A 12,111-nucleotide genomic window follows, 5' to 3' on the forward strand; every position below is an offset into this window, starting at 1 on the left:
TTCTGGTAGCGCCAGGGGCAATCTGGCGCACAGGAGGACTGCTTCATGACTTACCCCCATCTTCTTGCGCCGCTTGATCTCGGCCATGTAACGCTGCGCAATCGCGTGCTCATGGGCTCGATGCACACCGGGCTGGAAGAAACCGGAGACTGGCAACGTGTCGCCTCGTTTTACGCCGCGCGGGCCAAGGGCGGGGCCGGGCTGATCGTGACAGGCGGCATGGCGCCCAACCGTGAGGGCGGGGTGTTTCCCGGCGCGGCAGGGCTGTTCACCCCCGAAGACATTGCCAACCACCGCCGCGTGACAACCGCCGTTCAGGAAGCCGGCGGGCGGATCGCCATGCAAATCCTGCACGCCGGGCGCTATGCGTACGGGCCTGAATGCGTGGCCCCCTCGCCGATCAAATCGCCGATCTCGCCCTTTCCGCCAAAGGAGCTGGATGAGGAGGGCATCGAAAAGCAGATCGCCGATATTGCCACCGCCGCCGCCCGCGCCCGCGAGGCCGGGTATGATGGGGTGGAGGTGATGGGCTCGGAAGGGTATTTCCTCAATCAGTTCCTCGTGACCCATACCAACAAGCGCAATGATCGCTGGGGCGGCTCTTATGAAAACCGGATGCGCCTGCCGCTTGAGGTGGTGCGCCGGGTGCGTGAAGCCGTGGGCGATGATTTCATCGTGATTTACCGCCTGTCGATGATTGATCTCATCCCCGGCGGGTCTACCACCGAAGAGGTGATCGAACTGGCCAAACGGGTGGAACAGGCGGGCGCGTCGATCCTCAACACCGGGATCGGCTGGCACGAGGCCCGCATCCCGACGATTGCCACCTCGGTGCCGCGCGCGGCTTTTGCCTGGGTGACGAAAAAGCTGATGGGCCATGTGAGCCTGCCGATCATCACCTCCAACCGGATCAACACCCCCGAAGTGGGGGAAGAGGTGCTGGCCGAGGGCTGCGCCGATATGGTTTCAATGGCGCGCCCCTTCCTTGCGGACCCCGATTTTGTGCTGAAAGCAATGCAGGGCGAGGCTGAAACCATTGCGCCCTGCATCGCCTGCAACCAGGCCTGCCTTGATCATACCTTCTCGGGCAAGATGACGAGCTGCCTTGTGAACCCGCAAGCCTGCCACGAAACCGAGCTGATCATCGCCCCCACGCTCACCCCCAAATCCGTGGCCGTGGTGGGGGCCGGGCCTGCCGGGCTTTCGGCGGCGATAACCGCGGCAGAGCGCGGCCACAACGTCACCCTGTTTGAAGCGTCTGACAGGATTGGCGGGCAGCTCAACATGGCGCGGGTGATCCCCGGCAAGGAAGAGTTTCATGGGCTGGTGGACTGGTATCAAACCATGGTGGAACGCATGGAGGTTGATCTGCAGCTTTCCACCCGCGCCACCCCCGAGGCGCTGGCCGGGTTTGACGAGGTGATCATCGCCACCGGCGTCACCCCGCGTGATCCGGGCATTCCCGGTGAGGACGCACCCAATGTGGTGAGCTATGTGGATGTGCTGGCAGGCGGGGCCAAAGTGGGCCGCCGGGTGGCGATTGTGGGGGCGGGGGGCATTGGCTTTGACGTGGCCGAATACCTTGCCCACAGCGGTGAAAGCCCCACCGAGCATCTGCCCGAGTGGATGGAAATGTGGGGCGTTGCCGATCCGGCAAAGCACCGTGGCGGCCTTGCCCCCGAAGGCCCGCAACCAGAGCCGCCCGCGCGCGAGATCACCCTGCTGCAACGCAAGGACGAGCGCCCCGGCAAGCGGCTGGGCAAAACCACCGGCTGGATCCACCGCGCCGCCCTGAAAATGGCGCAGGTGAAGATGGTGGGCGGGGTCAGCTATGAGCGGATCGCGCCGGAGGGGCTGCACGTTATCAAAGGCGGCGCGCCGCAGTTGATCGAGGTCGATACCGTGGTGCTCTGCGCCGGGCAGGATTCCCGGCGCGACCTTTATGAAGCGCTGGTGGCGGGTGGGAAAACGCCCCATCTGATCGGCGGCGCAGACGTGGCCGCCGAACTGGACGCCAAACGCGCCATCGACCAGGGCACCCGCCTCGCCGCAGAGCTTTAGCGGCGGGCGAACGGGGCTCAACAAAGGCGCTCAAACGCCCGCCCGTTCGGCGGGCTGGGGAAGGGCAGGCCGGACGCTTTAGCTTAGGGGTAAGCGGCCGTTGCGGGCCTGCCCGATGGCATCCCTGCATAGCGCCTTGGCGATCATTTTTCCCTGACGTTGAGCAAACGCAACGTGAGCGGTGCGCGGCGGCCTTAAACTACGCGCATGAGACACTCTTTGATTCTGCCCCTTGGTTGCTTTTTGATCGCCTGTCTCGCGGTCGCGACATCTATGGATGGGTATTTCAAGACCTCTCATGAAATCGCGCGCGCCGGGCAAACCACGCTGGTCATTTGTGGCCAGAATGGTGTGTCGGAGGTGACGCTTGATGAAAGCGGTGCCCCTGTTCCCCCGGTGGGCAGCGTTTGCGATCACTGTGTCGATTGTTCGCTGATCTCAGGGCTCGATGTGCCACGCGTTGACGCTTCGCTCGGCAAGGCCGTTCGGGCGCGCTCAACTGTGCAGCCTGTCACGCAAGCAATCGTCATGGTTTCGCGCCAAACCCTGAAGATGCCGCGTGCGCCCCCCAGCAAGGCCATTTCCTGATATGATACGTAAAATTCGATACATGGCACTCCTGCGCCTGATTGCACCGTTGGCTTTGGCACTGCTGGCGGCTTTCCCTCCAAATCCCGCGCTGGCGCAAGCCGCGCAAACTGTGCTCTCCCAGTATATCTCCAAGCTCGATCCCGGTGACATTGTCGAGGGAAGCGATGCCTTTGGCGCCATCCGCGATGACATTCCGGTGGCCCCCTTGCTCAAGCAAGGGGCTGAAATTGGATATGTTTTCATCACATCCGATTTCGTTGGCACCACCGGCTATTCGGGCAAGCCGATCCATACGATGGTCGCGGTTGATCATGATGCGCGGGTTCTGGGCGTTGAGCTGGTCAAGCATTCCGAACCGATCGTGTTGATCGGTATCCCCGACAGCAAGATCAAGACGATGGTGCATGGCTATCGCGGCATTGATCTGGTTGCAGAGGCGCAGGCGCGTGGCTCTGCGCATGATCTGGATATCATCTCGGGCGCGACGGTGACCGTGATGGTGATCGACGATGGCATCATCCGGGCGGGCCTCAAGGTTGCGCGCGCTCTGGGGCTGGGCGGGCTGGAAGCGGCGGCGACGGCGGACCATAGCGCTGAGGTAAACCCCGAGGCCACCGCCCCCGAAAGCTGGGTGGAAATGGAGGGCGATGGCACCGTGCGGCGGCTCTCGCTGGATGTGGGCCAGATCAACGCCGCCTTTGCCGCGATGGGCGATCCGCGCACCGAAAAAAACGCCCTGAAAGAGCCGCCGGACACCACCTTCATTGATATGCAGGCCGCGCTGGTCAGCGTGCCGGGGATCGGCGAGGCCGTTCTGGGTGAGGTGGAAAACCGGCGTCTTCAGGCGTGGCTGGAGCCGGGGGAAAGCGCCGTCGCCATCCTTGGGCGGGGGCTTTATTCCTTCAAGGGATCGGGCTACGTGCGCGGCGGCATCTTTGACCGGATCGTGCTGATCCAGGACGATGTGACCGTGCGGTTCAGGGACCGGGGGCACCGGCGGATGGGCCAGGTTGCGGCCAGCGATGCGCCCGAGTTTGTTGAGCGTGACCTGTTCAAAATCCCCGCTGACAGTGGCTTTGATCCAACCTTGCCGTTTCGCATTCAGCTTCTGGTGCACCGGGAAGTTGCGGCCATCGAAAAGGTGTTTATCACCTTTGAGCTAGGCTATCAGCTGCCGCCGCAATACCAGCGCAAAACCGCGCCGGAGGCGGTTGCGCCAGCCACCGCCCCGCTGGCCGGAGACCTCGCCGAACAAGATGCGCAATCCGCCCTGTGGAAGCGGATCTGGGAGGACAAGACCGCCGAGATCGCCGGGGTGATGGCCATGCTCGCCATTCTGACGCTGGTGTTCTTCTTTCAGCATTTCTTCACCCGGTCCGAGCGGTTTTACTTTTGGTTCCGGATGTCGTTCCTGACGGTGACACTGGTGTTTCTGGGCTGGTATGCCAATGCGCAGCTATCGGTGGTGAACCTGATGGCGCTGTTTGGCGCATTGGTCACCGATTTCAGCTGGCAGGCGTTCCTGCTCGATCCGCTCACCTTTATCCTGTGGTTTGCCGTTGCCACGGCGCTGCTGTTCTGGGGGAGGGGGGCCTATTGCGGCTGGCTGTGCCCGTTTGGCGCGCTGCAAGAGCTGACCAACCGGATTGGCCGCGCGCTGCACATTCCGCAGATCCAACTGCCCTGGGGGCTGCACGAGCGCCTGTGGCCGATCAAATACATGATCTTCCTCGGGCTGTTCGGGGTGTCGCTTTACTCTATCGAGCAGGCGGAACATCTGGCGGAAGTTGAGCCGTTCAAAACCGCTATCATCCTGAAATTCATGCGGGCCTGGCCTTTTGTGGCCTATGCTGCGGCCTTGCTTATTGCCGGGCTGTTCGTGGAGCGGTTCTTTTGCCGCTACCTTTGCCCACTGGGCGCGGCGCTGGCCATTCCGGCGCGGTTGCGGATGTTTGACTGGCTGAAGCGCTACCACGAATGCGGCAATCCCTGCCAGACCTGCGCCCATGAGTGCCCGGTCGATGCGATCCACCCGACCGGCGAGATCAACCCGAACGAGTGCATCAACTGCCTGCATTGCCAGGTGCTTTACCAATCCGAGGCCAAGTGCCCGGTTGTCATCAAGAAAATGAAACGGCGCGCCAAGGCCAGCTCTGCTGCTGCGGCCCTGGATGCCCGGATCGCCAACCATCCCAACGTGATTAACTCTGGAAAGGAGATACAAGATGTCTGACCAAGGCAAAAACGGCCTGAGCCGGCGCGGCTTTATGGGGGCCACGGCCACCGGCGCTGCGATGTTGAGCGGCACCGGCGGCAAGCTGGGCTTGCTGGCAGGCGGCACCGCAGTTGCGACGATGGCGAGCACCAACACCGCACGCGCGCAGGCCACCGACCACCTTAGCCCGGTGCCGGGTGAGCTGGATGACTATTATGGCTTCTGGTCTTCCGGCCAGACCGGCGAGTTGCGCATCCTTGGCTTCCCGTCGATGCGCGAGCTGATGCGCGTGCCGGTTTTCAACCGGTGTTCCGCCACCGGCTGGGGCCAGACCAACGAAAGCCTCAAGATTTTGACCCAGGATATGATGCCCGAAACCAAGGAGTTTCTGGCGGCTCAGGGCAAGAAGGTTCATGACAACGGCGATTTGCACCACCCGCATATGTCGTTCACCGATGGCACCTATGATGGCCGCTTCATCTTCATGAACGACAAGGCCAACACCCGCGTGGCCCGCGTGCGCTGTGATGTGATGAAATGCGACAAGGTTGTCGACATTCCCAACGCCAAGGCGATCCACGGGTTGCGCCCGCAAAAATTCCCGCGCACCGGCTATGTGTTTGCCAATGGCGAAGACGAAACCCCCATGGTGAATGACGGCTCGGTGCTGGATGAGCCTGAAAAGTACGTCAACTTCTTCACCGCGCTTGACGGCGACACGATGGAGATCGCGTGGCAGGTGATGGTGTCGGGCAACCTTGATAACACCGATTGCGATTATCAGGGCAAATACGCGTTTTCGACCTCTTACAACTCGGAAATGGGCATGACCCTGCCCGAAATGATGGAAGCCGAGCGCGATCACGTTGTGATCTTCAACCTCGCTGAAATCGAGGCGGGCATCGCTGCGGGGGACTATATTGAGCTGAATGGTGTCAAGGTGATCGACGGGCGTAAGGAGAAAAACAAGAAATACACCCGCTACGTTCCGATCCCCAACAGCCCGCACGGCATCAACACCGCGCCAGACATGCAGCACGTTGTCGTCAACGGGAAGCTCTCACCGACCTGCTCGGTGCTTGATGTGACCAAGATGGACGCGCTGTTTGAGGAAGATGCCGATCCGCGTTCGGTCGTGGTGGCCGAGCCGGAGCTTGGCCTTGGGCCGCTTCACACGGCGTTTGATGGCAAGGGCTATGCCTATACAACCCTGTTCCTCGACAGCCAGATGGTGAAGTGGGACATCGCCAAGGCGATTGAGGCCTACGGCGGCGCGGATGTGGACCCGATCGTGTCGAAGGTTGATGTGCATTATCAGCCCGGCCACAACCACACCACCATGGGGGAAACCAAGGAGGCTGATGGCAACTGGCTGATTTCGCTCAACAAGTTCTCAAAGGACCGGTTTATCAACGTTGGTCCGCTGAAGCCCGAGAATGAGCAGATCATCGACATCTCGACCGACGATATGAAGGTGGTGCATGACGGGCCGACCTTTGCCGAACCGCATGACGTGGTCCTGGTGCGGCGCGATATCGTGAACCCGGTGGACGTGTGGGACCGCAATGACCCGATGTGGGCCGATGCGCGGGCGCAGGCCGAGGCCGATGGGATCGACATCGACGATTGGCAAGACACGGTGATCCGTGATGGCAACAAGGTCCGTGTGTGGATGTCGAGCCAGGCGCCGGAGTTCTCGCTGTCACAGTTCACCGTCAAGCAGGACGACGAGGTGACGGTGTATGTGACCAACCTCGATGACATCGACGACCTGACCCACGGCTTCACCCTGAACAACCACGGCGTTGCGATGGAAGTTGGCCCGCAGGCGACCTCGTCGGTCACCTTCATCGCCTCCAAACCCGGCGTTTACTGGTATTATTGCCAGTGGTTCTGCCACGCGCTGCACATGGAAATGCGCGGCCGGATGCTCGTGGAGCCCAAAGCCTGATGGCCCGCCTCGTCTCCCTTGTGATCGCGTTGATCCTTGCCAGCCTGCCTGCCTTGGCGGCCCGGATTGAGGTGCACCCCGGCGAGGATGCGCTGGCGCGCGCCTTGCTGCGGGCGCAAGAGGGGGACGAGATTGTTCTTGCACCGGGCCTTTATGCGGGCCCGGTGCGCCTTGAAATTCCGCTTACGTTGACCGGCACCACAGGCGCCGTGATCGACGCGGGCGGCACCGGCTCTGTCGTTTTGGTGGATGCGCCCGATGTCACGGTGCAGTCGCTCACGCTCATCAACTCGGGCCGTGTGCATGAGCCGGGTGATGCGGGTGTGAAGCTCACCAAAAAGGCGCTCCGGGCGCAGGTGTTGGGCAACGATCTGAAGGGCAATTTGATTGGCGTCGACATTCACGGCGCGCGTGATGCGCGCGTTGTCGGCAACCGGATCGAAGGGTTGCGGTTGCCGCGCATGAATGATCGCGGCAACGGCATTTATGTTTGGAACGCACCCGGCTCTATCGTTGAGGACAACGACATCCGATATGGCCGCGACGGGATATTTTCCAACGTTTCCAAGCACAACACCTATCGCGGCAACCTGTTTCGCGATCTGCGGTTTGCGGTGCACTACATGTATACCAACGACAGCGAGATTTCCGGCAATATCAGCATCGGCAACCACCTTGGCTTTGCGCTGATGTACTCTGACAGGATCGTCGCGCGCGATAATATCTCGCTCAATGACCGCGACTATGGGGTGATGCTGAACTATACCAACAAGTCGGATATCTTCGAAAATCAAGTGAGCGGCGGCGCGGAGAAATGCGTTTTTGTCTATAATTCGCACCGCAACCTGCTGGCCAGCAACAGCTTTGATGGGTGCGATATCGGCATCCATTTCACCGCCGGGTCAGAGCGGAACACCATCACCGGCAATGCCTTTATCGCCAATCGCACGCAGGTCAAATACGTCGGCATGCATGATGTCGAGTGGAGCTATGATGGCCGTGGCAACTACTGGTCGGATCATCCGAGCTTTGATCTGAACGGGGATGATCGCGCCGACAGCATTTATCGCCCCAACGATCTGATGGATCACATCCTGTGGTCGCAGCCCGCGGCCAAGCTGCTGATCGGATCGCCGGCGGTTCAACTGGTGCGCTGGAGCCAGGAGCAGTTTCCGGCCACCGCGACGGGCGGTGTGATCGACAGCCACCCGCTGATCGCTGCGCCCGATCTGGCGGTGCCGCCGCAATTTTTGTCACTCGCCCAAGCAACACCGCTTTGGGCCACCGGAGCAAGCGATGACGATGCTACACATTTCCAACCTGACTAAGCGCTACGGGGGGCAGGCCGCACTGGACGGCGTGAGCCTTGCGATTGCGCCGGGGGAACGTGTGGCGCTGCTGGGCCACAACGGTGCCGGTAAATCCACGCTGATGAAGCTGGTGCTGGGGCTGCTGGTGCCCTCCTCTGGCACCATCACGATTGCGGGCCATGCGCCAGGCTCACGCGCCGCCCGCGATGTGACGGCCTATCTACCGGAAAACATAGCCTTTCACCCCGCACTCACCGGGCGCGAGCAAATCCGCCACTTCCTGCGCTTGCGGGGCCGCCCGGCGAAAGAGGCCGATGGTTTGCTGGCCAAGGTCGGGCTTGCCGATGCCGCCCGGCGGCGGATCGGGACCTATTCCAAAGGGATGCGCCAGCGGGTTGGCCTGGCGCAGGCGCTGATCGGCAATCCGGCGCTGATGGTGCTCGACGAGCCAACATCGGGGCTCGACCCGGTATCGCGGCGGGCGTTTTACACCCTGTTGGACGAGCTTGCCACGCAGGGCACGGCCATATTGATGTCATCGCACGCGCTGTCTGAGGTGGAGGTGCGCACTGATCGCATTGCCATCCTGTCGATGGGCCGCAAGGTTGCCGACGGCTCGCTGAGTGGGCTGCGCAGCGCCGCCGAACTGCCCCTGACAGTGCAGATGCGCCCCAAAAATGGCTGCGCCGCGCAACTTGCCGCCGCCTTTCCAGAGGCGCGGCAAACCGGCGACATCCTGACAATGCCCTGCGCGCAGGACGAAAAGCTGGGCGTTCTCACCCGGCTGACGGCCTTGCGCGATATCATCAAGGACTTTGATTTTCTGCCGCCGAGCCTTGATGATATTTACGTTCACATCAGCAGGAGTGCCGCATGATGCTGTCGCGCGTTCTCTCCACCTTCCACATCGAATTTGCGATTGCCCTGCGCAACCGTTGGCTCAGCATCGCGGTTGTGATGATGGTGCTGTTTTCGCTGGTTCTGGCGATTGCCGGATCAGCCCCAAGCGGTGCGGTGGGGGCGGATCGCCTGTCGGTCACCGTTGCCAGCCTCACGTCTCTTTCGGTGTATCTGGTGCCGCTAATGGCCTTGATCATCTCGTTTGACGCTATCGCCGGAGAGGTCGAGCGGGGGACATTGCCGCTGTATCTGGCCTACCCGGTCAGCCGGGGCGAATTGCTGGTCGGCAAGCTCGGGGCGCAACTGGTGCTGATCATCGTTGCCGTTTGCCTTGGCTATGGTGCCGCCGCGCTGGTTGCCTTCTGGTTCAGCGGCTGGGGCGCGATGGAGGGGCTGGCGGCGCTGGGGCGGCTGGTGTGGACATCGGTGTTGCTGGGGGCGGTGTTCCTGTCTCTCGGGCAAATGCTGTCGGGCCTGTCACGCCGGCCCTCGGCGGCGGCCGGGCTTGCCATTGCCCTTTGGTTGGTGACGGTGGTTCTTTATGATCTGGGGCTTCTGGCGGCCATTGTTGCAGACGATGGCGGCGTGTTCACCACGCAAATCTTCCCCTGGCTCCTGGTCGCCAACCCGGCAGACGCCTTGCGCATTTACAACCTCGCCGCCTCCGATGCGGTTGGCGCGGCGTCTGGCCTTGCGGGGGCGGCGCAATCCATCGCGCTCTGGAAACCGCTGGCCTCCCTGCTGATCTGGGTGGTGCTGGCGGCCGGGCTGGCGCGGATCGCCTTTGAAAGGGTTGAACCATGAAGCAGAGCATCATGATCGCACTGGCACTGCTCGTCTTGAGCGCCTGCAAGGAAGACACCGCCGAGCTGCCGAAACCGGTAGAGATGTCGGCAGAGGCCGTTGGCTTTTATTGCCAGATGGACCTGTTGGAGCATGATGGGCCGAAGGGGCAAATCCACCTCACCGGGCTGCCTGAGCCGCTTTTCTTTTCGCAGGCAAAAGACACGATCGCCTATCTGCATATGCCCGAACAAAGCCACGCGGTGCAGGTGGCCTATGTGCAGGATATGGCAGATGCCAAAAGCTGGTCTGAGCCGGGGGCGTGGATCCTTGCGCGCGACGCGCTTTATGTGACTGGCTCTGACCAGATGGGCGGCATGGGCGCGCCGGAACTCGTGCCGTTTTCCAACCAGGCCGCCGCCGCCAGCTTTATCGCCCGCCATGGTGGCACCTTGCTGCGTTTTGACGAGATCACACCAGAAGATGTTTTGGCCGGTGCCAAACCTAACCCTGCTGATACGAACCCATCCGATATTGCCGACCGCTTGCGCGCCTTGACGCCAGCAGACAGGAGCAACTGATATGTCTCTCTCCCGCCGTCGATTTCTTTCTCTGGCCTCTGCGGCTTGCCTGATCGCCCCCGCCGCCACTGCTCATGCCTTCCAATGGCAGGGCACGGCGATGGGCGCGCGGGCGCGGATCATCCTTGACCACCCGGAGGCCGAGCGGATCACCGAGCGCGCCCTTGCCGAGATCTCCCGGCTGGAAGATATCTTCAGCCTCTATCGCGACACCTCGGAAATTGCGCGGCTGAATGCGGATGGCCAGTTGCAGGCCCCGTCGTTTGAACTGCTCGAATGCCTGTCGATCGCCCGCCATGCCCACCAGTTGAGCGAAGCCCGGTTTGACCCGACAGTGCAGCCGCTCTGGCGCCTTCTGGCAAAGGCCTATGGCGCGGGCCGTGCCGCAGATGCGGCTGAAATTGCCGATGCGCGGGCAAAAATCGGGTTTGACCGTGTGTCCTTTGATACCGGCAAAATCATCCTCTCGGCGGGCCAGCAGCTCACCTTGAACGGGATTGCCCAAGGCTACATCGCCGACCGGGTCGCGCTGTTGATGCGCGCCGAAGGGATCAGCGATGTGCTGGTGGATACCGGTGAAATCGTGGCGATGGGGGCCCCAAAGGGGCAAGCGGCCTGGCCTGTCACCATTGTTGGCGAGGTGAAGGCGCGGGCCTTGTCTGGCCGCGCCATGGCCACCTCGGCCCCGTTTGGAACACGCCTGAGCGCAGAGGGGCAGATTGGCCACATCCTTGATCCTCGCGGCGCGGCACCGCATATAACCAATATCCGTCAGGTGACTGTCAGCGCCAAAAGCGCTGCATTTGCGGATGCGATTTCAACCGGGTTGTGCGTTGTCAGGGATGCCAACGAGGCCCGACGGTTGTTGCGCGATCACAACGACGCAGTTTTGGAAAGCGTGCAGACAACCACCTGAACAACGGGAAAACAGGAGAATATACATGAATTCGAGAAAGCTGTTTGCCATTGCGGCCCTGTCGTCGTTGCTGGTTGGCACCGCGCAGGCGGGTGATGTTGAAAAGGGCGAAAAGACCTTCAAACGATGCAAAGCCTGCCACGCAATCACGGCTGAGGACGGCACCGCCATCATCAAAGGCGGCAAGACCGGCCCGAATCTTTACAATGTGATTGGGCGGCCAGTGGCATCGGTTGAGGGCTTTTCCTACGGCGAATCGATTGAAGCTGCCGGGGCTACCGGCCTTGTCTGGGACGAAGAAAACTTGGCGCGTTACGTGACCGACCCCAAGGCCTGGCTGCAAGAGGTGCTTGAAGACGATAGCGTGAAAACCAAGATGACCTTCAAGCTCAGGAAAGGTGGCGAAGACATTGCGGCCTTCCTGGCCACGATGTCCCCCTCCTGATCCTGCTTAGGTGACAGCCCGAACCGGGTTAGACATGGGCCTTGCGTGCAAACACAGGCAAGGCCCACCCCCCAAAAAAACGTGTAAGGCCAGCGGCCAGCTTAACGCCGCCGCCTTGGGGACGCCCGCAAAAGGGCAGGGGGCGCGGAGCGGGCCCCCCAATTTGCGGCGCGATCTGCGCGCAACGCTCACGCTGCCAACCCACCCATTCGCCGCCTTTGCTCCCATCGCTCGCTCGATCACCGAGAGTAGTGGCGCGAGGGCGGCTCCTCCAACAAAACCCCAGAAACAACCGGCGAGGGCTTGTGGATGTGACCCAAGCCCAACCATAGCGCATCCGCCCCATGACCGATCTTTT

General features: G+C 61.7%; 10 protein-coding genes. All 10 read left to right on the top strand.

What is annotated here, in order from left to right; genetic code table 11:
* Nucleotides 1-45 precede the first annotated feature (45 nt).
* The 10 genes from P1U55_RS05265 to P1U55_RS05310 all read left to right on the top strand — a co-directional run bounded on the left by P1U55_RS05265 (nucleotide 46) and on the right by P1U55_RS05310 (nucleotide 11,753).
* Nucleotides 46-2,061: an NADPH-dependent 2,4-dienoyl-CoA reductase gene (locus tag P1U55_RS05265; RefSeq protein WP_301046476.1), complete on the top strand. Its 2,016-nt coding sequence runs from the start codon at nucleotides 46-48 to the stop codon at nucleotides 2,059-2,061.
* A gap of 273 nt (nucleotides 2,062-2,334) precedes the next feature.
* Complete coding sequence (locus P1U55_RS05270; RefSeq protein WP_301046477.1) at nucleotides 2,335-2,649, top strand: hypothetical protein; 315 nt, start codon at nucleotides 2,335-2,337, stop codon at nucleotides 2,647-2,649.
* 22 nt (nucleotides 2,650-2,671) lie between these two features.
* Nucleotides 2,672-4,885 carry a NosR/NirI family protein gene (locus tag P1U55_RS05275; RefSeq protein WP_301046478.1) on the top strand — a complete coding sequence of 738 codons (2,214 nt, stop codon included), beginning with the start codon at nucleotides 2,672-2,674 and terminating at the stop codon, nucleotides 4,883-4,885.
* Complete coding sequence (gene nosZ, locus P1U55_RS05280) at nucleotides 4,878-6,818, top strand: TAT-dependent nitrous-oxide reductase (RefSeq protein ID WP_301046479.1); 1,941 nt, start codon at nucleotides 4,878-4,880, stop codon at nucleotides 6,816-6,818. Before P1U55_RS05275 ends, nosZ begins: the two co-directional genes overlap by 8 nt.
* A complete protein-coding gene (locus P1U55_RS05285) occupies nucleotides 6,818-8,146 on the top strand; it encodes a nitrous oxide reductase family maturation protein NosD (protein WP_301046480.1) in 1,329 nt (442 codons plus the stop codon). The genes nosZ and P1U55_RS05285 overlap by 1 nt, the downstream gene beginning before the upstream one ends.
* Entirely contained in the window at nucleotides 8,121-9,005 is an 885-nt protein-coding gene (locus P1U55_RS05290; protein WP_301046485.1) for an ABC transporter ATP-binding protein, read from the top strand. The genes P1U55_RS05285 and P1U55_RS05290 overlap by 26 nt, the downstream gene beginning before the upstream one ends.
* Nucleotides 9,005-9,832 carry an ABC transporter permease subunit gene (locus P1U55_RS05295; RefSeq protein ID WP_301046486.1) on the top strand — a complete coding sequence of 276 codons (828 nt, stop codon included), beginning with the start codon at nucleotides 9,005-9,007 and terminating at the stop codon, nucleotides 9,830-9,832. The genes P1U55_RS05290 and P1U55_RS05295 overlap by 1 nt, the downstream gene beginning before the upstream one ends.
* Nucleotides 9,829-10,392: a nitrous oxide reductase accessory protein NosL gene (locus P1U55_RS05300; RefSeq protein WP_301046481.1), complete on the top strand. Its 564-nt coding sequence runs from the start codon at nucleotides 9,829-9,831 to the stop codon at nucleotides 10,390-10,392. The genes P1U55_RS05295 and P1U55_RS05300 overlap by 4 nt, the downstream gene beginning before the upstream one ends.
* 1 nt (nucleotide 10,393) lies before the next feature.
* A complete protein-coding gene (locus P1U55_RS05305; protein ID WP_301046482.1) occupies nucleotides 10,394-11,308 on the top strand; it encodes an FAD:protein FMN transferase in 915 nt (304 codons plus the stop codon).
* A 25-nt stretch (nucleotides 11,309-11,333) separates the two neighbouring features.
* Nucleotides 11,334-11,753, top strand: a complete 420-nt coding sequence (locus P1U55_RS05310) for a cytochrome C (protein WP_301046483.1) — start codon at nucleotides 11,334-11,336, stop codon at nucleotides 11,751-11,753.
* Nucleotides 11,754-12,111: the final 358 nt, after the last annotated feature.

It is taken from the genome of Vannielia sp., from assembly GCF_029212645.1.
Classification (GTDB): Bacteria; Pseudomonadota; Alphaproteobacteria; order Rhodobacterales; family Rhodobacteraceae; genus Vannielia.